The organism is Bradyrhizobium sp. I1.14.4 (assembly GCF_050435825.1).
GTDB lineage: Bacteria > Pseudomonadota > Alphaproteobacteria > Rhizobiales > Xanthobacteraceae > Bradyrhizobium.
The window spans coordinates 20,272-45,897 of sequence record NZ_JBNDLA010000020.1 but is presented as its reverse complement, the minus strand read 5'-3'; the positions used below and the strand labels follow the sequence as shown (position 1 = coordinate 45,897).

At 64.5% G+C, this 25,626-nt stretch carries 26 protein-coding genes; 20 read left to right on the top strand and 6 right to left on the bottom strand.

Annotated elements, in window-relative coordinates:
- Window positions 1–81 precede the first annotated feature (81 nt).
- From gor to ABIB78_RS29200, 6 genes are all read left to right on the top strand, one after another.
- The gene (gor, locus tag ABIB78_RS29225; RefSeq protein ID WP_429030759.1) at window positions 82–1,467 is read left to right on the top strand and encodes a glutathione-disulfide reductase; all 1,386 of its coding nucleotides are present in this window, start codon (window positions 82–84) and stop codon (window positions 1,465–1,467) included.
- 189 nt (window positions 1,468–1,656) lie between these two features.
- Window positions 1,657–2,385 carry a methanethiol S-methyltransferase gene (mddA, locus tag ABIB78_RS29220; RefSeq protein WP_429030757.1) on the top strand — a complete coding sequence of 243 codons (729 nt, stop codon included), beginning with the start codon at window positions 1,657–1,659 and terminating at the stop codon, window positions 2,383–2,385.
- Window positions 2,386–2,596: 211 nt separating this feature from the next.
- Window positions 2,597–2,806 carry a DUF2934 domain-containing protein gene (locus ABIB78_RS29215; protein ID WP_429030754.1) on the top strand — a complete coding sequence of 70 codons (210 nt, stop codon included), beginning with the start codon at window positions 2,597–2,599 and terminating at the stop codon, window positions 2,804–2,806.
- 57 nt (window positions 2,807–2,863) lie between these two features.
- On the top strand, window positions 2,864–3,217 hold the full coding sequence (locus ABIB78_RS29210) for a cupin domain-containing protein (RefSeq protein WP_429030751.1): 354 nt from the start codon (window positions 2,864–2,866) through the stop codon (window positions 3,215–3,217).
- A gap of 44 nt (window positions 3,218–3,261) precedes the next feature.
- Window positions 3,262–3,609, top strand: coding sequence for a hypothetical protein (locus tag ABIB78_RS29205; protein WP_429030748.1), 348 nt, complete (start codon window positions 3,262–3,264; stop codon window positions 3,607–3,609).
- Between the two features lie 45 nt (window positions 3,610–3,654).
- On the top strand, window positions 3,655–3,840 hold the full coding sequence (locus ABIB78_RS29200) for a hypothetical protein (RefSeq protein ID WP_429030747.1): 186 nt from the start codon (window positions 3,655–3,657) through the stop codon (window positions 3,838–3,840).
- An 864-nt stretch (window positions 3,841–4,704) separates the two neighbouring features.
- On the opposite strand, the gene ABIB78_RS29195 is transcribed toward ABIB78_RS29200, so the two are convergent.
- Entirely contained in the window at window positions 4,705–5,631 is a 927-nt protein-coding gene (locus ABIB78_RS29195) for an alpha/beta hydrolase family protein (protein ID WP_429030746.1), read from the bottom strand.
- Window positions 5,632–5,783: 152 nt separating this feature from the next.
- Here ABIB78_RS29195 and ABIB78_RS29190 point away from each other — a divergent pair, with 152 nt between their 5' ends.
- From ABIB78_RS29190 to ABIB78_RS29175, 4 genes are all read left to right on the top strand, one after another.
- Entirely contained in the window at window positions 5,784–7,172 is a 1,389-nt protein-coding gene (locus tag ABIB78_RS29190; RefSeq protein ID WP_429030744.1) for a class II 3-deoxy-7-phosphoheptulonate synthase, read from the top strand.
- A gap of 15 nt (window positions 7,173–7,187) precedes the next feature.
- Window positions 7,188–7,547 carry a diacylglycerol kinase gene (locus ABIB78_RS29185; protein ID WP_429030741.1) on the top strand — a complete coding sequence of 120 codons (360 nt, stop codon included), beginning with the start codon at window positions 7,188–7,190 and terminating at the stop codon, window positions 7,545–7,547.
- Entirely contained in the window at window positions 7,544–8,689 is a 1,146-nt protein-coding gene (locus tag ABIB78_RS29180) for an NAD(P)/FAD-dependent oxidoreductase (protein ID WP_429030739.1), read from the top strand. Before ABIB78_RS29185 ends, ABIB78_RS29180 begins: the two co-directional genes overlap by 4 nt.
- 90 nt (window positions 8,690–8,779) lie before the next feature.
- Entirely contained in the window at window positions 8,780–10,531 is a 1,752-nt protein-coding gene (locus ABIB78_RS29175; protein WP_429030737.1) for an NAD+ synthase, read from the top strand.
- Between the two features lie 3 nt (window positions 10,532–10,534).
- Here ABIB78_RS29175 and ABIB78_RS29170 read toward each other — a convergent pair whose 3' ends face one another.
- On the bottom strand, window positions 10,535–11,692 hold the full coding sequence (locus ABIB78_RS29170) for a DUF2865 domain-containing protein (protein WP_429030736.1): 1,158 nt from the start codon (window positions 11,690–11,692) through the stop codon (window positions 10,535–10,537).
- 157 nt (window positions 11,693–11,849) lie between these two features.
- A complete protein-coding gene (locus ABIB78_RS29165; RefSeq protein WP_429030734.1) occupies window positions 11,850–12,173 on the bottom strand; it encodes a hypothetical protein in 324 nt (107 codons plus the stop codon).
- A gap of 297 nt (window positions 12,174–12,470) precedes the next feature.
- Here ABIB78_RS29165 and cysS point away from each other — a divergent pair, with 297 nt between their 5' ends.
- From cysS to ABIB78_RS29145, 4 genes are all read left to right on the top strand, one after another.
- Complete coding sequence (gene cysS, locus ABIB78_RS29160) at window positions 12,471–13,871, top strand: cysteine--tRNA ligase (protein WP_429030733.1); 1,401 nt, start codon at window positions 12,471–12,473, stop codon at window positions 13,869–13,871.
- Window positions 13,868–14,374 (top strand): GNAT family N-acetyltransferase, encoded by a 507-nt coding sequence (locus ABIB78_RS29155; RefSeq protein ID WP_429030730.1) that lies wholly within the window; start codon window positions 13,868–13,870, stop codon window positions 14,372–14,374. Before cysS ends, ABIB78_RS29155 begins: the two co-directional genes overlap by 4 nt.
- On the top strand, window positions 14,371–15,969 hold the full coding sequence (cimA, locus tag ABIB78_RS29150) for a citramalate synthase (protein WP_429030728.1): 1,599 nt from the start codon (window positions 14,371–14,373) through the stop codon (window positions 15,967–15,969). Before ABIB78_RS29155 ends, cimA begins: the two co-directional genes overlap by 4 nt.
- A 126-nt stretch (window positions 15,970–16,095) precedes the next feature.
- Complete coding sequence (locus ABIB78_RS29145) at window positions 16,096–16,473, top strand: VOC family protein (RefSeq protein WP_429030726.1); 378 nt, start codon at window positions 16,096–16,098, stop codon at window positions 16,471–16,473.
- A 212-nt stretch (window positions 16,474–16,685) separates the two neighbouring features.
- Here ABIB78_RS29145 and ABIB78_RS29140 read toward each other — a convergent pair whose 3' ends face one another.
- On the bottom strand, window positions 16,686–17,291 hold the full coding sequence (locus tag ABIB78_RS29140) for a TIGR00730 family Rossman fold protein (protein ID WP_429030724.1): 606 nt from the start codon (window positions 17,289–17,291) through the stop codon (window positions 16,686–16,688).
- 204 nt (window positions 17,292–17,495) lie between these two features.
- Here ABIB78_RS29140 and ABIB78_RS29135 point away from each other — a divergent pair, with 204 nt between their 5' ends.
- From ABIB78_RS29135 to ABIB78_RS29120, 4 genes are all read left to right on the top strand, one after another.
- Window positions 17,496–19,484, top strand: coding sequence for an ABCB family ABC transporter ATP-binding protein/permease (locus tag ABIB78_RS29135; protein WP_429030722.1), 1,989 nt, complete (start codon window positions 17,496–17,498; stop codon window positions 19,482–19,484).
- Between the two features lie 53 nt (window positions 19,485–19,537).
- Window positions 19,538–20,236, top strand: a complete 699-nt coding sequence (locus ABIB78_RS29130) for a phosphatidylserine decarboxylase (protein ID WP_429030719.1) — start codon at window positions 19,538–19,540, stop codon at window positions 20,234–20,236.
- Between the two features lie 180 nt (window positions 20,237–20,416).
- On the top strand, window positions 20,417–21,289 hold the full coding sequence (pssA, locus tag ABIB78_RS29125; protein ID WP_429030717.1) for a CDP-diacylglycerol--serine O-phosphatidyltransferase: 873 nt from the start codon (window positions 20,417–20,419) through the stop codon (window positions 21,287–21,289).
- Between the two features lie 298 nt (window positions 21,290–21,587).
- A complete protein-coding gene (locus tag ABIB78_RS29120; RefSeq protein WP_429030715.1) occupies window positions 21,588–22,307 on the top strand; it encodes an RraA family protein in 720 nt (239 codons plus the stop codon).
- A 64-nt stretch (window positions 22,308–22,371) separates the two neighbouring features.
- On the opposite strand, the gene ABIB78_RS29115 is transcribed toward ABIB78_RS29120, so the two are convergent.
- Together ABIB78_RS29115 and ABIB78_RS29110 are read right to left on the bottom strand one after the other, a co-directional pair.
- Window positions 22,372–22,992 (bottom strand): TerC family protein, encoded by a 621-nt coding sequence (locus ABIB78_RS29115; RefSeq protein WP_429030713.1) that lies wholly within the window; start codon window positions 22,990–22,992, stop codon window positions 22,372–22,374.
- A 178-nt stretch (window positions 22,993–23,170) separates the two neighbouring features.
- Entirely contained in the window at window positions 23,171–23,464 is a 294-nt protein-coding gene (locus tag ABIB78_RS29110) for a hypothetical protein (RefSeq protein WP_429030711.1), read from the bottom strand.
- A 327-nt stretch (window positions 23,465–23,791) separates the two neighbouring features.
- Here ABIB78_RS29110 and ABIB78_RS29105 point away from each other — a divergent pair, with 327 nt between their 5' ends.
- Both ABIB78_RS29105 and ABIB78_RS29100 read left to right on the top strand, forming a co-directional pair.
- Window positions 23,792–24,619, top strand: a complete 828-nt coding sequence (locus ABIB78_RS29105; protein ID WP_429030710.1) for an SDR family NAD(P)-dependent oxidoreductase — start codon at window positions 23,792–23,794, stop codon at window positions 24,617–24,619.
- 176 nt (window positions 24,620–24,795) lie between these two features.
- Window positions 24,796–25,482, top strand: coding sequence for a response regulator transcription factor (locus ABIB78_RS29100; RefSeq protein ID WP_429030709.1), 687 nt, complete (start codon window positions 24,796–24,798; stop codon window positions 25,480–25,482).
- Window positions 25,483–25,626 lie beyond the last annotated feature (144 nt).

Genomic DNA, 25,626 nt, shown 5'->3' with positions numbered 1-25,626 from the left:
GCCCGCTTTGCGGGCTCCTCAGGATGAGGGGGCAGTCGTAAGAGCCGATTTTCGGCGGAGCCGTTAACGTTGGGTACAAAGATGGCCGAGTTTGACGTCGATCTGTTTGTCATCGGTGGCGGTTCGGGCGGCGTTCGTGCCGCCCGCATCGCCGCCAATTACGGCGCCAAGGTCATGGTTGCCGAAGAGTACCGGATGGGCGGCACCTGCGTGATCCGCGGCTGCGTGCCGAAGAAGCTGTTCGTGATCGGCAGCCACGTCCACGATGAGATCGAGGATGCGGCCGGCTTCGGCTGGACCATCGGTCAGGTCTCCTTCGACTGGGCGACGCTGGTCGCCAACAAGGACAAGGAGATCGCCCGGCTCGAGCGCGCCTACACCACCAATGTCGAGAAGTCAGGCGCGCGGATCGTGAAGACCCGCGCGGTGCTGGAGGACGCCCACACCCTCCGCCTCGCCACCGGCGAGAAGGTGACGGCAAAATACATCCTGATCGCAACCGGCGGCGCACCCAATCACGGGCCGATCGTTCCCGGTATCGAGCACGTGATCTCCTCCAACGAGGCATTTCACCTGAAGGAGCTGCCGAAGCGGATCGTGATCCAAGGCGGCGGCTACATCGCGCTCGAATTCGCCGGCATCTTCGCCGGCTTCGGCTCCGACGTCACCGTGATCTACCGCGGCGACAACATCCTGCGCGGCTTCGACGAGGACGTGCGCAAGCACGTCCGGGCCGAGATGGAGAAGCGCGGCATCACCATCATCACCGGCTGCACGGTGGCGAAGGTCGACAAGCACGGCAAGGACTTCACCACGCATCTGTCCAGCGGTTCGAGCATTGCCTCCGACCAGGTGATGTTCGCGATCGGCCGGCATCCCAATGTCGCCAATCTCGGGCTGGAGACCGCCGGCGTCGCCATCAACCCCGCCAATGGCGGCATCCAGGTCGATGGCTGGTCCAAAACCTCGGTCGACAACATCTACGCGATCGGCGACGTCACTCACCGCACCAATCTGACCCCGGTCGCGATCCGCGAGGGCCATGCCTTTGCCGACACCGTGTTCGGCAAGCGCCCGGTCGAGGTCGACCACGCGACGATCCCGACCGCGGTGTTCTCGCAGCCCGAGGTCGGCACCGTCGGCCTCACGGAAGAAGAGGCGCGGGCGCAGTATAGCCACGTCGACATCTACAAGACCGATTTCCGCCCGATCAAGGCGACGATGTCCGGCCGTGACACCCGCGTGCTGATGAAGCTCGTGGTCGACGGTTCGAGCGACCGCGTGCTCGGCTGCCACATCGTCGGCGATGCCGCCGCCGAAATCACGCAAGCGGTCGCGATCGCGGTGAAGATGAAGGCGACCAAGGCCGATTTCGACGCCACCATCGCGCTGCATCCGACCGCCTCGGAAGAACTGGTGACGATGCGTAACCCCACGGCGCGCCACGTGCGGCAGGCGGCGGAGTAGGGACGATCCTCGGGGCCGCGAAGAACCCGAGCGGCTGAGAGCCCAAGGGCGACTAACCGTGCCGGCTCCCCCAATTCCGGGCAAGCCGATTGGCGCGCCTGTTCCGTTGTCATATAGTGCCGGTGGTGCAGCCTCGGTGCGGCACTCATTGTGCCTAAGAGCGCTGCCCTGTGACACACGGAGGCAGTTATGCCCGCGCTGGTTTATGGAGTGCTTTCTTATATCCTTTTTCTTTTGACTTTCTTGTATGCGATTGGCTTCGTCGGGAACATCGTCGTTCCCAAATCGATTGATCACGGTGGCGCAGCCGGCTCGCTCACCGAAGCATTCATTGTCGATGTCGTGCTGCTCGGTCTGTTCGCGGTACAGCATAGCGTCATGGCTCGGCAGGGCTTCAAGCGCTGGTGGACCGGATTTGTGCCAAGCTACGTCGAGCGCAGCACATATGTGCTGTTCACCTCGCTGATCCTGATCCTGTTGTTCTGGCAATGGCGTCCGCTGACCGGCGAAGTCTGGTCCGTCAGCGCGCCGGCAGGCGTTGCCACGCTCAATGCCATCTTCTGGATCGGCTGGGGCGTCGTGCTGCTCGGTACGTTCCTCATCAATCATTTCGATCTGTTCGGGCTTCAGCAGGTTTACGCCCATTCGCAAGGATCTGTGGCGGAGCCGCCGAGCTTCAGGACACCGTTGTTCTACAGGTTCGTCCGTCATCCGATCTATCTGGGCTTTCTGCTGGCGTTCTGGTCCACGCCGACGATGACCGTCGGACACCTGCTGTTTGCAGTCGCGACCACCGGTTACATCTTCATCGGCATCTTGCTGGAGGAGCGCGACCTCGTGAATTTTCACGGCCAGGCCTATGTCAAGTATCAGCAGAGCGTCTCGATGATCATCCCGATGCCGCCGAAGGGGAGCTGAGATCGGGCGGCGCTTGAGCGTTTTCGAGCGAAGTGGATTCCGGTTCACGTAAGGAAAAGCGCCTCAAAACAGAAATCCAGAACCCCGTTCCGATTCAATCGGAACGGGGTTTTGGGATGATGACGCACCGTCTGGTTCCGCTTGGAACATTGCGCTATGCTGCTAGTTCCACTCTCGAACAGTTTGAATTCTCAAATTGAGGGAGCCGCCCATGCCAGGACCGTCCGAGCAGGAGATCAGGACCCGCGCGTACGAATTGTGGAAGGACGCCGGCGAACCGCCCGGCAAGATGGATCAGCTCTGGTACCAGGCCGAAAAGGAACTGCTGGCGCGGAAGGCCGCCAACGGCGAGGCGCCTTGCGATCGGAACGGGCAGCACAAGCCGACGACGTATCCGGAGAGATTAAGGGGCGTGCATTGAGTGTATCGCGCGGCTGAGCTAACGAGTCCGGCAATCTGGCCCGGACCCGGAGGCATCATGAACGACGCGATCGATCTTTCGCAGAAACTATCGACATTCTCCGATCACTGGTCACCGCGCACCGTCGCGCAATTCAACGCCTGCGACGTCATGGTGGTGAAGGTGCAGGGCGAGTTCGTCTGGCACAAGCATGACGACACCGACGACTTCTTTCTCGTCCTGAAAGGCGTACTCGACATCGAGCTGCGCGACCGCACCGTGACGCTGAAGCAGGGGCAGATGTTCATCGTGCCGAAGGGTGTCGAGCATCGGCCCGTGGCGCGGGAGGAGGTGCATCTGTTGCTGATTGAGCCGACGGGGACGCCGAACACGGGTGATGCGGCGACGGCGGCGGCGCGGAAGGTGGTGTGAGGCCGCCGCTGCACCCCTCGGAAGAAACGACAGGAGAACTCCGGATGCCGACGTTTCGCGGTATTCGGGCGCAAGCGCCACCTGCAGGGGCCGCAGAAATCGCCCTCAAGATGGCTTCTTGTGCGCGTCACGAAGAATGCTGCGTTTGCCTTCAGGTGAATTTTCGATCCGATGGCGGCGAACTGTCCATAGCGGACACGGCCTACCTGCTCATTTTTGGCAAGACCGCCGGTTCATCATCTGCCGTCATGCTCATGGGTACCTGTTGTCCTCAAATTGAGAGTTTTCGTGGGGCCTTTGGAGTGAACGGAGTTTCGAATTGTGTTGCATTGCCGGCGCAATGGGCGCCTAGTCTCTACATCGCCGCGATGCCTTCTGGCCAATATCGGTGACTGAGAGTTCGGTAACGCTCCCGCCCAGCACTGGAAGGAGCAACTATGGCCAACAAATCCCCGACACTGCACGAACGACTCACAAGCGAAAAGACGCGGCTTCAAACCGAGGCCGGTCGGATCGGTCCAGGTTCGACGCGGAAAAAGCTCTTAGACAAGATCCGTCAGCTTGAAGTAGCTGCAAACATCAATGAATGGATTTCATCGCCGGGCTTGCGCGCGCCGACCTGAAACAGGAGTGGCCGCGTCCTGAACCTTATTTGTCGGCTAGCCGACATTCAGTCACCGGGAGCATTGCTCTTTTCCGGGGCTAGCGCAGCGCCACCAAGCATTATTCAGCTTGAGGGCGCTGTTTGCATTGGTGGCTGTATTAATTTGGCGAGTGGCCTTTTTCGGCCGGTCCGCAACTTTGGTGGATAATGATAGGAAACGGAACCGGCTTAAGTTCCGAATAGTCCCATTGCATGGCCTTCGCGGAAAATATTCCGCTTGGCGTTTCCCCCAACTCAGATGTTCAATCCGCCGGTCTCACCCGATTGAGGGGCGCGTCGCGGTCGTCACGGGTGTTGCGGTGAGATGCGGTGGACGCCAGTTGCGCAACAGACGATTGCACAATGCGGCGGACGGCGAAGTCGTGCAGGCCCGACGCCCTAGTGGCAGGTGTCCTCTCACAAAACGCTAGCGCGTCTTGTGAAGACGGTGACAAGCAAGCCTAGTCTCACCGGGGAGAGCACGTATAAGCCGTAAACCATCGCGCAGGGAAAGCCGGGATGTTTCCGGTTACACCCGTGGTCCTACCTCCCGTGCTTTTTGTTGCACGGGACCCATGGGTGCGATCGGCACCCGGCTTTCCCTGCGCCCTCTGTTTGGGAGAGGGCGCAACGAAAGAGCAAAGCTCGGACAATCATGTCGCGAGAACGCGGATGTTTGACTCACGACATCGCAACAACCTCGGTGTCGTCCCTGCGAAAGCAGGGACCCACAACCACAAATGTTGATTGTTGTGCGGCGCTGGAACGACGAGTCCCACCTACAACGCAAGCCGCAGAGTGTGGGTCCCTGCTTTCGCAGGGACGACGGCGGAGAGTGCTGTGCTCATCCCTCCGCCTCGAGCCACTCAGCGGCACCGCGCCACAGCGTGTCGCGGTGCTCGCTGTGGAAGAAGCCGAGATGGCCGATCTTCTTGGTGCCGGTATCCGCCGGGCGGATCGAAATGATCTCTGGCGTGATCGAGGTAAAGGCCGAGCACAACAGTTCGACTGCCGGCCGTGTCGCCCAGGTATCGTCGGTCATCGCCAGCGCGCGGAGCTTGCCCTTGAACCCTGGAAAATTCTCGCGCGCGGCAAGCGTGGCATCGTCGAGCAGATAGCGCTCCCGCATCACCCACCGCCTCCATTGCTCGAACACGCCGCTCGGCAGGTCCATGCCGAGGCCGGCCCAGCCCGGCAGGTAGCCGAGCGTGCGGGTCAGCGGGAGGCCAACGCCGTTCATGAAGGCCACGACGCGGTAGCGCTCGGGCGAGGCCATCAGCTTCCAATGGGCGGCCTGCGCGGCGATCAGGAGGGCGCGCGGGATCTCGGCATTGTTGGCCAGCAGCCCGAGCGCCTGACCGCCGAAGGAATGGCCGACATAGGCGAACGGCAGGTCGCGGTAGCGCTCGCGCATCCAGTTCACCGCCGCGGTGGCGTCGAGCGCAGCCCAGTCCGCCATCGTGGCCTTGAATCCAACAAGCGATTTCGGCTTGTTAAAACCGGTCGCCGCCATCGGCCTGGAGTCGCCGCTGCCGCGGTAGTCGTAGGTCAGGACCGCCGCGCCGCGGCGGGCGAGGTAGCCGGCAAAGCCGCGATAGAGCTTTCGGGGCACGGCGGTCGCCGAGTTGATCAGGACGGCATGGCGCCTGGCGCCGCGCGGCAGGAACAAGGTCGCGGCCAGCGGATAGCCGTCCGCGGCCGGCACGGCGATGTCGTCGCTAAAAACGTCGTCCAGCGCGGCGGAGGCCGCGGCGATTTCCCAGGCGTTCATGATATGCTCTAACAAATGCGAAATTCGGATTTTCCTGCAAGGGCTTGACCAAATTGCAGGAATCCTTCTAGCGGGAGAGCGGGGCCCTGTGTATAAGCCGGGCTTTACTCGACCGTCGAGTAAGTTGCGGTTTTTGCTCAGGAGTTGACCTCATGTCCGAGCGGTGGACACCCGATAGCTGGCGCGCCAAGAAGGTGCTGCAGGTGCCCGATTATCCCGATGCCAAGGCATTGGCCGATGTCGAGGCCCAGCTTGCGACCTTTCCGCCGCTGGTGTTCGCGGGCGAGGCGCGCAGCCTGAAGAAGGCGCTGGGGCGGGTCTCCGCAGGCGAGGCCTTCCTGCTGCAGGGCGGCGACTGCGCCGAGAGCTTTGCCGAGCACGGCGCCAACAATATCCGCGACTTCTTCCGCGTCCTGCTGCAGATGGCCGTGGTCATGACCTATGCCGGCGCGCTGCCGGTGGTGAAGGTCGGCCGCATCGCCGGCCAGTTCGCCAAGCCGCGCTCGTCGCCGACCGAGACGCTGAACGGCGTCGAATTGCCGAGCTATCGCGGCGACATCGTCAACGACATCGCCTTCACGCCGGAAGCGCGCATTCCCGATCCGCAGCGCCAGCTGATGGCCTACCGGCAGTCGGCGGCGACGCTGAACCTGCTGCGCGCCTTCGCCACCGGCGGCTTCGCCAATCTCGGCAGCGTGCATCAGTGGATGCTCGGCTTCCTGAAGGACTCACCGCAGTCCCGCCGCTACAAGGAGCTCGCCGACCGCATCTCGGATGCGCTCAACTTCATGCGCGCCTGCGGCCTCGACCTCGAGAGCCATCCCGAGCTCCGCGCCACCGATTTCTACACCAGCCACGAGGCGCTGCTGCTCGGCTACGAGCAGGCGATGACGCGGGTCGATTCCACGACCGGCGACTGGTACGCGACCTCCGGCCATATGATCTGGATCGGCGACCGCACCCGCCAGCTCGACCATGGCCATGTCGAATATTTCCGCGGCATCAAGAACCCGATCGGGTTGAAATGCGGTCCGTCCTTGAAGCCGGACGAGCTGTTGAAGCTGATCGACGTGCTCAGCCCCGACAACGAGCCGGGCCGCCTGACGCTGATCAACCGCTTCGGCGCCGACAAGGTCGGCGACCATCTGCCGGGCCTGATCCGCGCCGTGCAGCGGGAAGGGCGCGTCGTGGTCTGGTCGTGCGATCCGATGCACGGCAACACCATCACCTCGACCTCGGGCTACAAGACGCGGCCGTTCGACCGCGTGCTGTTGGAGGTGAAGTCGTTCTTCCAGATCCATGCCGCCGAGGGCACCCATGCCGGCGGCGTGCATCTGGAGATGACCGGGCAGGACGTCACCGAATGCATCGGCGGCGCGCGCGCCATCACCGACGAGGATCTCAACGATCGCTACCACACGGTCTGCGATCCCCGTCTCAACGCCGAACAGTCGATCGACATGGCCTTCCTGATCGCCGAGCTCCTGAAGCAGGAGCGCGCCGGCAAGGTCAAACCGATGCCGGCCGTTGCCGGGTTGTGATTTGGGGGCTGTGACTTGCTGAGGTTCTGGCGAGCCACCATCAACTCGCGCAACGGGCTGGCTTTCGCCATTCGCTCCGAGCAGGCGATACGCGAGGAGGTGGTGGCGCTGGTGCTGTCGGTGCCGCTGGCCTGGCTGATCGGCGCCACCGTGATGCGCCGGGTCGAGCTGGTCGCGACCGTGGTGCTGGTGCTGGTGATCGAGCTGCTCAACACCGCAATCGAGAAGCTCGCCGACCGCCTGACCATGGATCACGATCCGCAGATCGGGCGGGTCAAGGACATGGGCTCGGCCGCCGTCGGCGTCGCGCTGGTCATGGCCGGGCTGTTCTGGCTGTTCGCCCTCGCCGAACGCCTGGGGGTGTTCTCGTCGTGAGTGCCAATAGGACGATCAGACTCGCGGTGATCGGGCGCGGTCTGATCGGCTCGGCCGCTGCGCGACACCTGTCCAAGATGGGCCATGATGTTGCACTGATCGGGCCCGGTGAGCCGGCCGATTTTTCGCAGCACAGCGGCGTCTTCGGCAGCCACTATGACGAAGGCCGCATCACGCGGGTTTACGATCCGCAGCCGTTCTGGCGGCAGATGAACCGCGCAGCGATTTCGCGCTACGGCGAGATCGCAACTGAAAGCGGCGTGGACTTTTACCGGGAAGCCGGTGCGCTTCACGTCGGTGACAGCGAAACCACGGATGTTGCGTCGGTCGGCAAAGTCTGCGCCGAAGACGGGATCTCCTGTGAAGCCTACCAAGATGCGGCGCTCGCGCAGCGATTTCCGTTTCTGAAATCAACGGCGGGAATGCTTGGCTATTTCGAGCCGCGCAACGCGGGATACATCTCACCGCGCCGGCTGGTCCGGGCGCAGACGATCGCGGCGGAGCGCGCAGGCGCCAGGATCATCGACGAGCCTGCCCTGGGCATTTCGGAAAGCGGCTCCGGCGTGACGATCCGGACGCGATCGGGCAGCGTCGAGGCCGAGCGTGTTCTCGTTGCGGCAGGCGGGCATACCCAATCGCTGCTCGGCCGGTCATTGGGTTTCACGGTCTATGGGCGTACCGCGGCGCTGTTTCGGCTTGCCGCGGCGGAGGTGCAACGCCTGGCCGGCATGCCGTCGATGCGCTGTCTCGGGCCCAAGGGCGACAATCCCTATATTCTGCCGCCGATCCTTTATCCGGATGGCCAGAGCTGGCTGAAGCTCGGCGGCGATCCGGTCGATCTTCCGCTCGACAGCGAGGCTGAGATCAAGGACTGGTTCCGATCGGGCGGATCGGTTGACGTGGCTGATCGGCTGCAAACCCAGATCCTCGACCGCATTCGCGACCTCAAGTTCGAAGAACGCCGCGTCGTGCCCTGCATGACCACCTTCGGCGACACGGGCCTGCCCCGGATCGGACCGGTTTCCGAGCGGGTCACGGTTGCATTCGGCTGCTATGGCAAGAGCGCGAAATGTTCGGACGAATTGGGTCGGTTGGGCGGCATGGCGCTGCTCGGCGAGGTGAGAGCGGAGCTCGCACCCTGACCGGCGCGGACCATCCCAGTGCGATTTCTGCAATCGCACCATGATCGGACGACCATTGAAGTTTGCCCTTGTGCGGGACAACATAAAGATATGAGCGAACAACAGATCAAGATCACCCTGGCGCAACTCAATCCGACGGTCGGTGACGTCACCGGCAACGCCGCCAAGGCCCGCGCTGCGCGCGAGAAGGCGAAGGCCGACGGCGCCGACCTCGTGGTGCTGTCGGAGCTGTTTGTCGCCGGCTATCCGCCGGAGGATCTGGTGCTCAAGCCGGCGTTCCAGTCGGCCTGCCGCGCCGCGATCGAGGAGCTGGCGCGGGAGACCGCCGACGGCGGCCCGGCCATGCTGATCGGCACGCCCTGGGTCGAGGACGGCAAGCTCTACAATGCCTGCGCGCTGCTCGACGGCGGCAGCATCGCCGCGCTGCGCTTCAAGGCCAATCTGCCGAATTACGGCGTATTCGACGAAAAGCGGCTGTTCGCGCGCGGACCCGCGTCGGGCCCGGTGACGGTGCGCGGTGTGCGGATCGGCGTGCCGATTTGCGAGGACATCTGGCTCGAGGAATCCGAGGACTACGAAAACGTCGTGGAGTGCCTGGCCGAGACCGGCGCCGAGATCCTGATCGTGCCGAACGGTTCGCCCTATGCCCGCGACAAGGCCGATCTCCGGCTCTCGATCGTGGTCGCGCGCGTCACCGAGAGCGGGCTGCCGATGGTCTATCTCAACGAGGTCGGCGGCCAGGACGAGCTGATCTTCGACGGCGCCTCGTTCGCGCTGAATGCCGATCTCTCCGTCGCGGCGCAGCTGCCGGCGTTCGAGGAGAACATCACGACGCTGACATGGCGCAAGACCGCGGACGGCTGGCGCTGCTCCGGGCCGATCACGGCGCAACTCGAAGGCGACAAGGCCGACTACGCGGCCTGTGTGCTCGGCGTGCGCGACTATGTCCGAAAGAATGGTTTTCCCGGCGTGCTGCTCGGCATCTCCGGCGGCATCGACTCGGCGCTGTGCGCGGCGATTGCGGTCGATGCGCTCGGCGCCGACAAGGTGCGCGGCGTGATGCTGCCGTTCCGCTACACCGCGCAGGTGTCGCTCGACGATGCCGCCAAGCTCGCCGCCGCGCTCGGCATCCGCTACGAGATCCTGCCGATTGCGGACGCCGTGAACGGGTTCGAGAAAATCCTGGCGCCGGTGTTCGCAGGGCTGGAGCGCGACATCACCGAAGAGAATTTGCAGGCGCGCGCCCGCGGCACGCTGCTGATGGCGATCTCCAACAAGACCGGCGCCATGGTGGTGACCACAGGCAACAAGTCGGAAATGTCGGTCGGCTACGCCACGCTTTACGGAGATATGAACGGCGGCTTCAACCCGATCAAGGACATCTACAAGACCGAGGTGTTCCGCCTGTCGAGCCTGCGCAATGCCTGGAAGCCGGACGGCGCGCTCGGCCCGTCAGGCGAGGTGATCCCGGTCAACATCATCATCCGGCCGCCGACGGCGGAGCTGCGCGAGAACCAGACCGACCAGGATTCGCTGCCGCCCTATGACGTGCTGGACGCGATTCTCGAACGGCTGGTGGAGCGCGAGGAGCCGCTTGCGACCATCGTCGCCGCCGGCTTCGACCGCGATGTGGTGAGCCGCGTCGATCGTCTGCTGAATATCGCCGAGTACAAGCGGCGGCAGGCCGCGCCGGGGGTGAAGGTAACGCGCAAGAATTTCGGCCGCGATCGCCGCTATCCCATCACCAACCGCTTCCGCGATTTCGGCCAGGCGTTGCCTGAGCCCGACGACAAGCTGGTGACGCGCGGCTCACGCGCGTCGGCGGAAGCGTTCGAGGGGTGAGTCTTACTGCTTCTTCGGGATGAAGGTCGGGCCGACCGTGCGGATCTGACCGTCGCTCGCGGGCGCGGCGGGCGCGGTGGCGTCAGCGGCGGCAGGTTGCTGCTGCTGAGCCGCTGCTGCGGGCGCGCCCTTCTTGCCGGCGGCGGACTTGGTCTGGGCGCGCTGTTGCATCTTCCGCGCGCTCTCCTCGGTGACGATGATGTCGCCCTGCTGCTCGGCGGATGCCTTGTCGTCGACCGCCTTCAGCGCCTCGGCCCAGCTCTGGCCGGCCGGCTTGCAGGAGCACGACGGATTGAACTCGGTGCGGTACTTGAAGGCGTTCGGCAGCGACGAGTAGGACTGGCCGCTGATCGAGACCGCCTGGTTGATGTCTTCGCCGGGATTTCGGTAGGAGAACAGGCTGGCCTCCGCGGCCGGACACTGTGCCTTGCAGATTTGCTCGTCGGCGGCGAAGCGCGCCTGCACGGTTGCGAACGAGATCGGGAAGTAGGCGCCGTCGCAGGTGCGAACGCAGACGGTGCGGAATGTGCCGGACTGTGCGCCATATTGCGGGTCGGGCGGGGGCAGCGGATTGTTGGGATTGCCGCCACCGCCACCGCCGAACAGGTTCTCGAGGAAGTTGCCGGGGCCACGCGCGGCCGCGGCGTATTGCGGGCCGCAATTGTTCTGCGCGAGCGCGGTCAACACCGAGCGGCGCTGGTTCTCGCGATCGGCGCCGCCGAGCCCGCCGGTGCGCAGCCGCTCGAGATTGGCGGTCATCTGGTCGAGATTGGCGCGCATCTGCTGGATCTGGTTGTTGACCGGTCCGCACTGCGCCGAATTGTTGTTGAAGAGCGAAAAGAAGCCTGAGCTGTCGCAGCCCATGCGCCGCGCCTGCGCCGTCACGCGATCAAGCTCGCCCTGCTGCCGGGTCGCCGCGTCCTGATAGCGGCGGATCTGCTCGTCCCTGGCCGGATCACCGCTGCCACCGCCCCGATCGATCGCCGCCAGCTGGCCCTCGAGCCGCCCGCACATCGGATTGGCCTGCGCGCCTTGCGGAGCCGGGCCGGGCGGGCCGGGGGGCACCTGCGCCAAGGCCTGCGTCGCGGGCAGGGCAATGCCGGCCAACACGGCGCAAGTCAAAAACCAGCGGGAGAAGCGAGAACGGGAGCTATTGGGCATATCCGGCCATTAAAACGACGCCGCGCGGCGATCAACGCCAAAGCGCGCGGCCAAGGCCACCTGCAAAGGCCGCCTGCAGTAGCCTTTTCTCGGGGCAGCGTCACGTCGTTTCCGGGGCGCCGGTGTGGCAATAACCCCGCTTGGCCAGCGGCTTGGTTCAGCGCTGACAGGTGATGGCAACGTATTCGCCGCAGCTGTTGCCACTGCATGTCTGGTTCGCGGCGTGCGGAACCGCACCGGTGATCTCGTCGGGATCGACGCGGCGGTAATTGGTGGCCTGCGCAAAATCGCGTGACCGGCAATAGGCGCGGGCGGCGGAGGCGCCGCAGCGGTCGCCGCGAGCCAGGCACTGGTCGATGCCGTAGCCGTCGGCCTGGTTGGCGACGATGAAGACGCGGCTGTCGGCCAGCGCGGCTGAGGGGGCAATGAATGAAGGGACAAGGAAGAGCGTGCAGGCAATCAATGCTGAAATGGGCCGCATGGTGCACCACGTGAAAACGGCGGGGAATCCGCTGGCGTCCGGATACGCCCAATTCCTTAATAATGATTAACCATGAGGGCGTTGGCGTGATTTCGGTGCGGGACGCGTCGCAAAACGCCCGAAAACAGCCCCTTGACGCGATAAAGGGGCCGTGAGACATGGTGGAACCATGAACGGCCACCTCGCCATCTGCAGCATTTGCCGCGAGATTATGAGCTAGCGATTCGCTGGCTGAGGCCGTCTTTTCTCAATCGCCCTGAGAATCACTGGACGCCCGGCCGCAAGGGACGGTGATCCATGGAATTGCGTCTTTACGACACGTTGACCCGGGAAAAGCGGCCGTTCGTGCCGCTCGATGCCAACAACGTCCGCATCTATGCCTGCGGACCGACGGTCTACGACTTCGCCCATATCGGCAACGGTCGCGCGGCTGTTGTGTTCGACGTCCTGTTCCGTGTGCTGCGCCATCGCTATGGCGCCGGCCACGTGACCTATGTCCGCAACGTCACCGACGTCGACGACAAGATCAACGTCCGCGCCGCACGGGACTATCCCGGCGTGCCGTTGAACGAGGCGATCCGCAAGGTCACCGAGCAGACCTATCAGCAGTACCAGGACGATGTCACCGCGCTGGGCTGCCTGCCGCCGACCGTGCAGCCGCGCGCGACCGAGCACATCCCGGAGATGCGTGCGATCATCGAGAAGCTGGTCGCCGGCGGCTTTGCCTATGTCGCCGAGGACCATGTGCTGTTCTCGCCGCAGGCGATGAACGCGGCTAACTCCACGCTGCCGCGCTACGGCGCGCTGTCGAAGCGTTCGCTTGACGAGATGATCGCGGGCGCGCGCGTCGATGTCGCACCCTACAAGCGCGACAACACCGACTTCGTGTTGTGGAAGCCGTCGAAGCCGGGCGAGCCGTCCTGGCCGTCGCCGGCGGGCATTGCGGCGGAGGGCCGGCCCGGCTGGCACATCGAGTGCTCGGCGATGGCCTGGAAGCATCTCGGCGAAAAGTTCGACATCCATGGCGGCGGCATCGACCTGGTGTTCCCGCATCATGAGAACGAGCTCGCGCAGACCTGCTGCGCGTTCCACTCCGACCGCATGGCCAATGTCTGGATGCACAACGGCTTCCTGCAGATCGAAAGCGAGAAGATGTCGAAGTCGCTCGGCAACTTCTTCACGATCCGCGATCTGCTGGCTGATTGGCCGGGCGAGGTGCTGCGGCTTGCCATGCTGAAGACGCACTATCGTTCGCCGCTCGACTGGACCGAAAAGGCCACCGAAGAGGCCGCGAAGACGCTCGACGATTGGTATACGGTCGCGGCCGACGCCGAGCCCGGCGCGCCGTCGCCGGCGATGGTCGAGGCGCTCTACGACGACCTCAACACGGCGCAGGCGATGGCTGTGCTGCACGGGCTGCGTAGTGCCGCGTCGGGTAGCGAACAGAGCCGCAGGGAATTTGCCGGTTCGCTCAGGATGCTCGGCTTCCTGTCGGAGAGCGCGGCCGCGTGGGAGGGACGCAAGCAGCAGGCGAGCGGCGTCGATCCGGCTGCCGTGGAGGCGCTGATTGCCGAGCGCACCGCGGCGCGCGCCCGCAAGGACTTCAAGGAGTCCGATCGGATCCGCGATCAGCTCGCCGCGATGGGCGTGGTGATCAAGGATTCCAAGGCAGGCACCACCTGGGAGGTTGCGCGATGAGCCGCTCCGCACCCGCGTTGCGCCCGTATCTGCCCGATGATGCGCCGCTGCTGGCGGCGATCTTCGCGGCGTCGATCATGGATCTGACCGGCGACGATTACAGCGAGGCGCAGCAGGAAGCCTGGGCGATGGCCGCCGACGACGAGGAGGCCTTCGGCAAGAAGCTCGCCGGCCAGCTGACGCTGATCGCGACATTGCAGGGCGCGCCGATCGGCTTCGCCTCGCTGAAGGGGGCCGATCACATCGACATGCTCTACGTGCATCCGAGTGCAGTCGGGCAGGGTGCGGGCAGCGCGCTGTGCGATGCGCTGGAGAAGATCGCGAGCGCCCGTGGCACCAAGGTCCTGAAGGTCGATGCCAGCGACACCGCGCTCGAGTTCTTCCGCAAGCGCGGCTACGTCGCGCAGCAGCGCAATACGGTCACGATCAACGACGAGTGGCTCGCCAACACCACGATGCAGAAGACGCTCGACGGCGTTGCCACCCCTGGAGGCCACGCATGAGCCGCGAGCGCCTCTATCTGTTCGACACCACGCTGCGCGACGGCGCGCAGACCAATGGCGTCGATTTCACGCTGCAGGACAAGCAGGTGATCGCGGGCATGCTCGATGCGCTTGGCATTGACTATGTCGAGGGCGGCTATCCCGGCGCCAATCCGACCGACACCGAGTTCTTCAGCAAAAAGCCCGCCTTCGACCATGCCCGTTTCACCGCCTTCGGCATGACGCGGCGGCCGGGCCGCTCGGCGTCGAACGATCCCGGTCTCGCCGGCATCCTCGAGGCCAAGGCGGACGCGATCTGCTTCGTGGCAAAATCCTCCGCCTATCAGGTCCGGGTCGCGCTCGAGACCACCAACGAGGAGAACCTCGCCTCGATCCGCGACAGCGTCGCCGCCGCCAAAGCGCTCGGCCGCGAGGTGATGGTCGACTGCGAGCATTTCTTCGACGGCTACAAGGAGAACCGCGACTACGCACTGGCGTGCGCGAAGGCGGCCTATGAAGCCGGCGCGCGCTGGGTGGTGCTGTGCGACACCAATGGCGGCACCATGCCGCATGAGATCGAGACCATCGTCGGCGATGTCGTCAAGCACGTGCCCGGCGCCCATGTCGGCATCCACGCCCATAACGACACCGAGCAGGCGGTGGCCAATTCGCTCGCTGCGGTGCGCGCCGGTGCGCGGCAGATCCAGGGCACGCTCAATGGGCTCGGCGAGCGCTGCGGCAACGCCAATCTCTGCTCGCTGATCCCGACGCTGAAGCTGAAGCAGGAGTTTTCCGACAAATTCGAGATCGGCGTCACCACGGAGAAGATGGCGACGCTGATGAAAGTGTCGCGCACGCTCGACGACATGCTGAACCGCGCGCCCAACCGCCATGCGGCCTATGTTGGCGAAAGCGCCTTCGTCACCAAGACCGGCATCCATGCCTCCGCGGTGATGAAAGATCCCCAGACCTATGAGCACGTGCTGCCGGATTCCGTCGGCAACCACCGCAAGGTGCTGGTATCGGATCAGGCCGGCCGCTCCAACGTGATGGCCGAACTCGACCGCGCCGGCATCGTCTATGACAAGGGCGATCCGCGGCTGACGCGCCTGGTCGAGGAGCTGAAGGAGCGCGAGGCCGCGGGCTTCGCCTATGAATCGGCCAACGCCTCGTTCGACCTGCTGGCGCGCCGCACGCTCGGCAAGGTGCCGGAATATTTCAAGGTCGAGCAGTTCGACGTCAATGTTGAGCAGCGCTACAACGCCAACGGCCAGCGCGTCACGGTGGCGCTCGCGGTGGTGAAGGTCGATGTCGACGGCGAGCGGCTGATCTCGGCCGCCGAAGGCAACGGTCCGGTCAACGCGCTCGACGTTGCGCTGCGCAAGGACCTCGGCAAATACCAGAAATATATCGATGGCCTGAAGCTGATCGACTATCGCGTGCGTATCCTCAATGGCGGCACCGAGGCAGTCACGCGCGTGTTGATCGAGAGCGAGGACGAGACCGGTGAGAGCTGGACCACGGTCGGCGTCTCGCCCAACATCATCGATGCCTCGTTCCAGGCGCTGATGGATTCGGTTTTCTACAAGCTGGTGAAGTCGGGCGCGCAGGCGTGACGCGGCTGCGAAGGAAACAGGTGCGTCATTGCGAGCGAAGCGAAGCAATCCACCCTTTCACAGGCAAGGATGCATGGATTGCTTCGTCGCTTCGCTCCTCGCAATGACGAGCAAGGAGGAGGCCATATGATCGACCACGTCTCCGTCGGCGTCCGCGATCTCGAACGCGCCGCCCGGTTCTATGAGCCGACGCTGGCCGCGCTTGGTCTGAGCCGTCTCGTCACGCGGCCGGCGACGATTGGCTTCGGCAAGGCCTATCCCGAGTTCTGGATCAATCTGCGCGCCAAGATGGCGCAGGTCGCGCATGAGAGCGGCACCCACATCTGTCTGCGCGCGAAGACCACCGCCGAGGTCGATGCCTTCCATGCCGCCGCGCTGGCCTCCGGCGGCCTCTCCGATGGCGCGCCCGGCCCGCGCCCGCACGACCGCGTGCGCTATTACGCCGCCTTCATCCTCGACCCCGACGGCAACCGCATCGAGGCCGTGACGTTTCCGAGCGAGTGATGCTCGCGGTTTGAAATGTCACGAGGCTGCGAAAGCCGTCGTCCCGCGCAAAGGCTTCGCCTTTGTCGCTGGAGGTGCAAGCGGAGCGAGCCTCGAAGGGCGAAGGGCCACCAGCAGGGCCGTGCATGCTTCGAGACGGCCGCCTTGCGGCCTCCTCAGCATGACGGTGAGAGGGCCGTGCAAGCTAGTAAAGTTGCTTGAAAGGCTCTCGCCTACAGCCGCCGCGCCACTTCGGGGGCGAGCTCCTTGGCGGCCTCGGGCGTGCGTGCCACCGCCGAACGCAGCCGCGGCAGGATCTCGTCGACGCGGTCGGCCATCAGCACGTTGATCGGCAGCGTTGGGCGGATGAATTCGGTCGTGCGCATGTGGCTCAACAGCGACAGCAGCGGCTCCCAGAAGCCGTCGATATTGGCGAGCAGAATCGGCTTGGAGTGACGGCCGAGCTGCTGCCAAGTCAGTTGCTCGACCAGCTCCTCGAGCGTGCCGATGCCGCCGGGCAGCGCCACGAACGCATCCGAGCGCTCGAACATCAGCCGCTTGCGCTCATGCATGTCGGGCGTGACGACCATCTCCTGAACCGAGGTCAGCGCATTTTCGCGCGCGCGCAGGAATTCGGGAATGATGCCGGTGACGGAGCCGCCATGATCGAGCACGGATTTTGCGAGCGCTCCCATCAGCCCGACCGAGCCGCCGCCATAGACCAGGCGGACGTTGGTTTCGGCAAAGCTCTTGCCGAGCGCGACGGCAGCTTCGACGAAGCGGGGATTGTTACCGGGGCCGGAGCCGCAATAAACACAGACAGTCTTGATTTGGTTCATACGTCCCTTGTGGCACTGCAGCGTAAACAGGGTCAAGACTCGGATATGGGGATTGAGAGCCAAAAAGTCCTGCAAATTCCCGCGAATCGCGAACAATTTTCGGCATAAGCCTGTACGCCGCGTTCAAACGATCTATATGACGGGCACAATGGCAAATCGTGGACAAGATGTGGCAGCGGACCGCCGCGCCGTGGCGGGCTTCTGATGGTGCCGCCGCAACAGAATGTGACCGGTGCCGCTGAGCCCACGGCCACGACGCCGGCCGCCGAGAAGGGGACGCTGCTCGGCACCCTCATTCATCTCTGGCCCTATATCTGGCCCGGTGACCGCGCCGATTTGAAGACGCGCGTCATCTGGTCGGTGGTGCTGCTGCTGTTCGCCAAGCTTGCGACGCTGTCGGTGCCGTTCACCTTCAAATGGGCGATCGATGCGCTGAACGGCGCTGATACGGCGCCGGTCGCGGCCTCGAACTGGATGGTGTGGCTGATCGCCTCGCCGGTGCTGATGACGATCAGCTACGGCGCGGTGCGCATCATCATGGCGGTGCTGACGCAGTGGCGCGACGGCATCTTCGCTCGCGTCGCCATGCACGCGGTGCGGCGGCTCGCCTACATCACCTTCGTGCATATGCACGAGCTGTCGCTGCGCTTCCATCTCGAGCGGAAGACCGGCGGCTTGACCCGCGTGCTGGAGCGCGGCCGCTCCGGCATCGAGACCATCGTGCGGATGGTGATCCTGCAGCTGATCCCGACCATCGTCGAGGTCGCGCTGCTGGCGGCGGTGCTGCTGTGGCAGTTCGACTGGCGCTATGTGCTGGCCGTGCTGCTCACTGTCGTCGTGTTCATGTACTTCACCTACATCGCGACAGAGTGGCGGATCGAGATCCGCCGCAAGATGAACGATTCCGACACCGAGGCGAACACCAAGGCGATCGACTCGCTGCTCAACTACGAGACAGTCAAGTATTTCGGCTCCGAGGAGCGCGAGGCCAGGCGCTACGACCGCTCGATGGAGCGCTACGAGCAGGCCAGCGTAAAGACCTATACCTCGCTCGCGGTGCTCAACACCGGGCAGGCGATCATCTTCACCGCGGGGCTGACCGCGACCATGCTGATGTGCGCGTTCGGCATCCGCAACGGCACCCACACCGTCGGCGATTTCGTGCTGATCAATTCGATGATGATCCAGCTGTATCAGCCGCTGAATTTCATGGGCATGGTCTATCGCGAGATCAAGCAGGCGATCATCGACATCGAGAAGATGTTCGATGTGCTGGCGCGCGATCCCGAGGTGAAGGATGTGCCGGAGGCCAAGCCGCTTGCAGTCTCGACCGGCAGCGTGCGCTTCGAGGACGTCCGCTTCGCCTACGAGCCCGAACGGCCGATCCTTAAAGGCCTGAGCTTCGAGGTACCGGCCGGCAAGGCGGTCGCGATCGTCGGCCCCTCCGGCGCCGGCAAGTCGACGATCTCGCGGCTCTTGTTCCGGCTCTACGACGTCTCCTCCGGCCGCATCCTGATCGACGGCCAGGACATCAAGACCGTGACGCAGGCCTCGCTGCGGTCGGCGATCGGCATGGTGCCGCAGGACACCGTGCTGTTCAACGACAGCATCCGCTACAACATCCGCTACGGCCGCTGGGATGCCGGCGACGACGAGGTGGAGGAGGCGGCGCGGCTGGCGCAGATCGACGGCTTCATCCGGATGTCGCCGCAGGGCTACGAGACGCAGGTCGGCGAGCGCGGCCTCAAACTGTCCGGCGGCGAGAAGCAGCGCGTCGCGATCGCGCGCACGGTCCTGAAGGCGCCGCCGATCCTGGTGCTGGATGAGGCGACATCCGCGCTCGACAGCCACACCGAGCACGAGATCCAGGGGGCGCTGGAGCGGGTCTCGCGCAACCGAACCTCGCTGGTGATCGCGCACCGGCTGTCGACGATCGTCGGCGCCCACGAGATTATCGTGCTGGACGAGGGCCGGATCGCCGAGCGCGGCACCCACGCGCGGCTTTTGGCCGCCGATGGCCTCTACGCCAGCATGTGGAACCGGCAGCGTGAGGCCGAAGAGGCCCGCGAACGGCTCGCCCAGGTCGACGACGACGGCACGGCGCCTAATCGCCTGCCGCCCGCGGTCACCGATTCGTCGGAGGATTCCACCCCGGTTGCGGATGAGAAACCCTTGCCGACCGCCGCGGAATAGTCGATTTAGGGCCTCTCCCGCCAAACGGGGTGGGGAAACGCAAGCGAGCTTTGATGTCGATCGCCAATTCCATCCGCGCGCAGATCCCGCCGATCCACCCCGAGGGCTATCCCTTCATCGGCGGCTTCGCGCTGGCGAGCCTGATCCTGTTCTGGATCTGGACCCCCTTGGGGTGGATCGGCACGCTGCTGACGGTCTGGTGCGCGCTATTCTTCCGCGATCCCGTGCGCGTGACGCCGCTGCGCGACGGCATCGTGGTGTCGCCGGCCGATGGCCGCGTCTCCATGGTGGTGCAGGCGCTGCCGCCGGCCGAGCTCGGCCTCGGCGACAGGCCATTGCCGCGCATCTCGGTGTTCATGAGTGTGTTCAACTGCCATGTGAACCGCAGCCCGGTGGCCGGCCGCATCGACCGCATCGCCTATCGGCCCGGCGCCTTCATCAATGCCGAGCTCGACAAGGCAAGCGAGGACAATGAGCGCAATTCGCTCGTCATCTCGACCTCGAACGGGCGCATCGGTGTGGTTCAGATCGCGGGCCTGGTGGCGCGTCGCATCGTCTGTTTCGTCAAGGAAAGCCAGTCGATCGGCGCTGGCGAGCGCTTCGGCCTGATCCGCTTCGGCTCGCGGCTCGACGTTTATCTGCCCGAGGGCACCAAGGCCCTGGTCTCCGAAGGCCAGACCGCTGTCGCCGGCGAGACGATCCTGGCGGATTTCCGCGGCGCCGATCCGGGGCGCACCTACCGCGCCGATTAACTCTGTTTCGCTGGCCCAGAGCTTCCGTTCCGCTCGGAATCGGAACGGGAGCTCAAGTTTTCTATCTTGACGCGTTTTCTTAACGCGAACCGGTATCCACTTCTCTGGAAAACGCTTTAACCAGCCGGTTCCTGCCACAATGGCGGAGCCGGGCCATGCTTGCTATATTACCAGGCCATGATGCCATTCGATCCCAATTCCAGCGAACTGCGCCGCCGCCGGTTCCGCCCGATCCCGGTGCGGATGCTGGTGCCGAACATGATCACGCTGCTGGCGATCTGCGCCGGCCTCACCGCGATCCGGCTGTCGACGGAAGGGCGGATGGAGCTTGCGGTCGCCGCGATCGTGTTCGCCGCGCTCCTCGACGGCATCGACGGCCGCGTCGCCCGCATGATCAAGGGCCAGTCGAAATTCGGCGCCGAGCTCGACAGCCTCGCCGATTTCGTCAATTTCGGCGTCGCGCCGGGCCTGATCCTGTATTTCTGGCAGCTGCACGAATTGAACAATGGCGGCTGGATCGCCGCGATGGTGTTCGCGATCTCCGGCGGCCTGCGCCTTGCGCGCTTCAATGCCTCGATCGACGATCCGAACAAGCCGGCCTTCGCCGCCAACTACTTTACCGGCGTGCCGGCGCCGGCCGGCGCGATCACCGTGCTGCTGCCGATCTATCTCGCCTTCCTCGGCGTACCGATGCCGCCGGCGACGCTGACGGCATTCTATACGCTCTTGATCGCCTTCCTGATGGTGTCGCGGCTGCCGGTGTTCTCCGGCAAGACGGTGAAGATGCGCGTGCCGCCGGAGATGGTGCTGCCGGTGTTCGTGTCGGTGGTGTTCTTCGTCGCGCTGTTGATCGGCTATCCCTGGCACATCTTGTCGGCGGGTTCGGTGCTGTATTTGATCAGCCTGCCCTGGGGCTGGAAGTCCTACCGCGACCAGGACCGCAGTCTCGCCGCGCAGACGCATGGGGCGAACGCGCCGCCGCCGACCGCCGCTCCCTACACGGCGCCGGTCGCGGAGACGGACCAGGACAATCGTCCGACGCATCTACACTGAGAGGCGCACGGGTCCTCGTCACGTCATTGCGAGCCACCCGGTCGGCGCGAAGCGCCGCCGGATGACAGGCTTCGCGAAGCAATCCATGCCGCGACATATCGGAGAGATGGATTGCTTCGTCGCTTCAGCGCAAAATTGCCCTGCGATTTTGTCGCGAACTCCTCGCACTGACGGAGAGGGGTGGGGCAGTCCATCTTCCCAAATATCAGCCATGAGCGTGCCTCGGTTGGGTTCGCCTCCGATCTCGGCTATAGGCTGAGACGGCTCAGCGAACGCCAAAAATCAGGAGAGAAACGCCGTGACGACATCCGCTTCCGCCCCGCTGCCTGCGTCCGTCCTTGAAGCGTTGGCGCGCTACGACACGCCGACGATCTGCAACGCGATGGAGATCGTCGCGCCGGAGCGCCGTCTGATCGGCTACACGGTCAAGCCGCTGGTCTGCCCGTTCCCGACGCTGCCGCCGATCGTCGGCTACGCGCGCACGGTTGCGATCCGCTCGGTGCTGAAGTCCGGCCTCTCGGCCGAGGAGCAGTCGAAGCGCCGCATCGAATATTACGAATATGTCGGCACCGGCTTCGGTCCGCGGATTTCCGTGATCCAGGACATCGACGGGCCCGACGTCGGGTACGGCGCGTTCTGGGGCGAGGTGCAGAGCGCCGTGCACAAGGCGCTCGGCTGCCTCGGTGTCATCACCGACGGTTCGATCCGCGACATCCCGCAATGGGCGCCGGGCTTCCAGGCGCTGGCCGGCTCGATCGGCCCGTCGCACGCCTGGGTGCATGCCGAAAGCTTCGGCGGCGAGGTCCGCGTCGCCGGCATGACGGTGCGCTCCGACGATTTGATCCACGCCGACAGCCACGGCGCGATCGTGATCCCCTACGAGGTCGCGGCGAAGCTGCCCGAGGCCGCCGAACTGTGCGGCCGCCGCGAGACCCCGATCCTGGACATCGCGCGTTCGAAGGACTTCACGCTCGAGAAGCTGAAGGACGCGCTGAAGCGCTCGGCGGAGATCCACTGACGCAACGCGCATCTTCGATATGCGGAACGGCGGGCCATGAGGCCCGCCGTTTTGCTTTCGATCGTCAGGACGGTGCAACCTTCGCGATCTCGGATGCCCCGCGAATGGTCATGTCGACGGCGACATAGAGGATCACGGCGAGGCCGACATAGGCGATCCAGCGGTGGTTCTGCAGCAGCCGCGCGATGAAGCTCGCCGCCGCGCCCATCATTGCGATCGAGAGCGCGAGGCCGAACACCAGCACGATCGGCTGCTCGCGCGCCGCGCCGGCGACCGCGAGCACATTGTCGAGCGACATCGAGACGTCGGCGATGATGATCTGCGTCGTGGCCTGCCACAGCGTCTTGCGCGGCACCTCCGCGCCGTCGGCGGCATGCGCGGCCGTCGTTTCATGCGCCGTGGCTCGCAGTTCGCGCCACATCTTCCAGCACACCCACAGCAGCAGGATGCCGCCGGCCAGCAGCAGGCCGACGATCTGCATCAATTGCGTGGTGACCAGCGCGAACAGGATGCGCAGCAGCGTCGCGGCGCCGATGCCGATCAGGATCGCCTTGCCGCGATGCTTCGCCGGCAGGCCGGCCGCGGCAAGGCCGATCACGACGGCGTTGTCGCCGGCCAGCACGAGGTCGATGACGACGACTTGCAGCAATGCGCTGAGGGCGTCGAGTGAAAACAGTTCGGACATGGGTCATGTTCCCCTTGAGGTCGGGGAGTGAACCGTTTCGACGAAACTGGATGTTGCCGTCGTGCCGACGGCATATCCACCACGACGTAGTCACATCGCGGGTCGAAGCAGGGCCACTCCAACTCGGTTCCAGTCCGACATCGCAGCTTGTGGCTGCCAGAGGGGCCCGGCCTGGGTTTTACGGTCGTGACACCGGACGAAGCGCGGCCTGCTCCTCGAAGAACAGCGCCGCCTGATCCGGCTCGCCGAGGATCGCCGCTGCACACCCCATGAAGGTGAATGCTCCGGCAAAATCCCACAGCGTGAGGTTCGCCACGCTGGTGCGCACGTGGATCACGCGCGCCGCAAGCGCGGCAATGGCTGCCTTTGCGAACAACACCAGGCTGAGCGCGGGCAGCACGAGTGCGGGCTCAACCAGATGGACCATCAGGACAATCGGCAGCGCGGTGAGCGCTGCGAATAACAGGAGCATGCCGAACGGCTCCAGCGAGGGAGCCTTCTGCGAGAACCCGTCTGGAATGGTCGAGGACATTCCGGTCCATTGCCGGTCCTTTGCCGATCCCGGCTTTGTCGTTCATCTCGACGTTATCAGATAGCATCCACCTTGACGCGCGACCCGGCGCCGCGCGACCGCAAGCCGCGCGACAGACTGTACGCCGGTGGTGATGGCGGAGGGCCCTCGGTGGTCGTTTTGGCGCCGTTATTGGCGTCGATGGCGCCGTGGCATGCCATGGCAAAGTTCACACGGCACCTCTATCTTTGCTGGCAGCGCTGGGCGAACGATCGAAAGGCAATTTCGATGAACATGGCAGGCAAGACGGTGCTGATCACCGGTTCCACCGATGGCGTCGGCCGCTACGTTGCGATGAAGCTGGCGTCAGCCGGCGCCCGGGTCCTGATCCACGGCCGCGATACCCAGCGGGCGCAGACCCTCGCCGACGAGATCAAGCGGGTCTCCGGCCGCGAGCCGATGTTCTATCAGGCCGATCTGTCCTCGCTCGCCGAGGTCCGCGAATTCGCCCAGCTGGTGCTCGACGACCAGGAGCGCCTCGATGTGTTGGTCAGCAACGCCGGCATCGGTTCGCAGAACGAGGGGCCGGCGCGGCAGACCAGCAAGGACGGCCACGAGCTGCGCTTCGCGGTCAATTATCTCGCCGGTTTCCTGCTCGCGCATTTGTTGCTGTCGCGGCTCAAGGCGAGCGCCCCGGCGCGTATCGTCAATGTCGCTTCGCTCGGCCAGCACCCGATCGACTTCGGCGACGTGATGATCACGAAGAACTATAGCGGTGCTCGGGCCTATGCGCAGAGCAAGCTGTCGCAGATCATGTTCACCATCGATCTCGCCGCGGAGCTCGAAGGCTCCGGCGTGACCGTGAACGCGCTGCACCCGGCGACCTACATGAACACCACGATGGTGCGCGCCAGCGGCGCCACGCCGATCTCGACCGTCGAGCAGGGCGGCGACGCCATCCTGCGTCTGGTCCAGGATGACGATGTCGCCGGCAGGAGCGGGCTGTTCTTCGACGGCAAGCGCGAGGCCCGCGCCCATCCGCAAGCCTATGACGCCGAGGCGCGCAAGCGGCTGCGGACGTTGAGCCTTGCGCTTACCGGGCTGCGGGGTGCCTGACGCGCCGGCGGGCCGGACGCGGATCGCATCGGATATGCGCCTCGCCTGAACGCCGGGTTCCCCGGCGATAGCCTATATTTACTAAGTGCTTGGTTAAAAGGAACCAGAGCGCCTCTCCGCACGTTGATATGGCAACCCAAGCAGACTGACAGGTCGAGCAACGCAGGGAGCCAGTGATGGACCATGTGGTGACGGATGACGCGCGCGAAAACGGGCGGCTGAGGCGGACCGTTTCGGCTGCTCGCGGCGGGATTATCTTCGTTGATACTCATGGGCAAGTGGTGGGAATGGACAGCACCGCCCGGCACCGGCTCGACGGCGAGGTGAAGCAACTGAAATTGCCGCTTCGCAACGAGGACGCGCGCGACGCTGGGGGCTTAGTCGACTGCTTCGTGTCTGCCGAAACCGTGAGCATCCGAGGCGTGCCGACGCAGGTCTGCGTCATCCAGGAACACGAATCCACGGAACATGAATCCATGGAACGCGAATCCACGGAACGCGAGGTGATGACTGCGATCGAGTCGGTGCTGGCGGACACCTCCTCCTTCGCTCGTAGCATCATCGATCGGATCAAGACGTTGTCCTTCGCGTCCTCTCGCGCTGCGGCCGAGGACCTTGATTCTCTCACCGAGCGCGAGAAGGAAGTCCTTGGGTTGATCTGCCAGGGCAAGAGCGATCTGGAGATGAGCATTGAACTCAATGTGTCGCACAACACGGTGCGCAACCACATTTCGTCGCTTTACCGCAAGATCGGTGTCAACCGGCGCAGTACCGCCATTCTCTGGGTGCGCGAGCGGGGCATCGCTGCGGAGAGCTTGCGCAGCCGGCGACGCCGGCATCGCTCCGATCGGCAGCCGCTCTAGATGAGTCGAACCTACTAATGGTCTGGTAGTTCTAGCTCTCTTGCGCCCAACCACTGTTTGTTGTTCCTTCAAAAAAATCATCAGGTTCACTGGGAGCCTCCGTAACTCGGATGCTGTGGCGCCGACGGCGCTGCAGCCATTGGG

Coding starts and splice junctions, on each gene's coding strand:
- pssA (WP_429030717.1), top strand. CDS start 20,417: ATGCCATTCGATCCCAATTCCAGCGAACTGCGCCGCCGCCGGTTCCGC.
- ABIB78_RS29200 (WP_429030747.1), top strand. CDS start 3,655: ATGGCCAACAAATCCCCGACACTGCACGAACGACTCACAAGCGAAAAG.
- ABIB78_RS29170 (WP_429030736.1), bottom strand. CDS start 11,692: ATGCCCAATAGCTCCCGTTCTCGCTTCTCCCGCTGGTTTTTGACTTGC.
- ABIB78_RS29135 (WP_429030722.1), top strand. CDS start 17,496: ATGGTGCCGCCGCAACAGAATGTGACCGGTGCCGCTGAGCCCACGGCC.
- ABIB78_RS29190 (WP_429030744.1), top strand. CDS start 5,784: ATGTCCGAGCGGTGGACACCCGATAGCTGGCGCGCCAAGAAGGTGCTG.
- ABIB78_RS29155 (WP_429030730.1), top strand. CDS start 13,868: ATGAGCCGCTCCGCACCCGCGTTGCGCCCGTATCTGCCCGATGATGCG.
- gor (WP_429030759.1), top strand. CDS start 82: ATGGCCGAGTTTGACGTCGATCTGTTTGTCATCGGTGGCGGTTCGGGC.
- ABIB78_RS29100 (WP_429030709.1), top strand. CDS start 24,796: ATGGACCATGTGGTGACGGATGACGCGCGCGAAAACGGGCGGCTGAGG.
- ABIB78_RS29105 (WP_429030710.1), top strand. CDS start 23,792: ATGAACATGGCAGGCAAGACGGTGCTGATCACCGGTTCCACCGATGGC.
- ABIB78_RS29165 (WP_429030734.1), bottom strand. CDS start 12,173: ATGCGGCCCATTTCAGCATTGATTGCCTGCACGCTCTTCCTTGTCCCT.
- ABIB78_RS29195 (WP_429030746.1), bottom strand. CDS start 5,631: ATGAACGCCTGGGAAATCGCCGCGGCCTCCGCCGCGCTGGACGACGTT.
- ABIB78_RS29110 (WP_429030711.1), bottom strand. CDS start 23,464: ATGCTCCTGTTATTCGCAGCGCTCACCGCGCTGCCGATTGTCCTGATG.
- cysS (WP_429030733.1), top strand. CDS start 12,471: ATGGAATTGCGTCTTTACGACACGTTGACCCGGGAAAAGCGGCCGTTC.
- ABIB78_RS29140 (WP_429030724.1), bottom strand. CDS start 17,291: ATGAACCAAATCAAGACTGTCTGTGTTTATTGCGGCTCCGGCCCCGGT.
- ABIB78_RS29215 (WP_429030754.1), top strand. CDS start 2,597: ATGCCAGGACCGTCCGAGCAGGAGATCAGGACCCGCGCGTACGAATTG.
- ABIB78_RS29175 (WP_429030737.1), top strand. CDS start 8,780: ATGAGCGAACAACAGATCAAGATCACCCTGGCGCAACTCAATCCGACG.
- ABIB78_RS29145 (WP_429030726.1), top strand. CDS start 16,096: ATGATCGACCACGTCTCCGTCGGCGTCCGCGATCTCGAACGCGCCGCC.
- mddA (WP_429030757.1), top strand. CDS start 1,657: ATGCCCGCGCTGGTTTATGGAGTGCTTTCTTATATCCTTTTTCTTTTG.
- ABIB78_RS29115 (WP_429030713.1), bottom strand. CDS start 22,992: ATGTCCGAACTGTTTTCACTCGACGCCCTCAGCGCATTGCTGCAAGTC.
- ABIB78_RS29210 (WP_429030751.1), top strand. CDS start 2,864: ATGAACGACGCGATCGATCTTTCGCAGAAACTATCGACATTCTCCGAT.
- ABIB78_RS29205 (WP_429030748.1), top strand. CDS start 3,262: ATGCCGACGTTTCGCGGTATTCGGGCGCAAGCGCCACCTGCAGGGGCC.
- ABIB78_RS29130 (WP_429030719.1), top strand. CDS start 19,538: ATGTCGATCGCCAATTCCATCCGCGCGCAGATCCCGCCGATCCACCCC.
- cimA (WP_429030728.1), top strand. CDS start 14,371: ATGAGCCGCGAGCGCCTCTATCTGTTCGACACCACGCTGCGCGACGGC.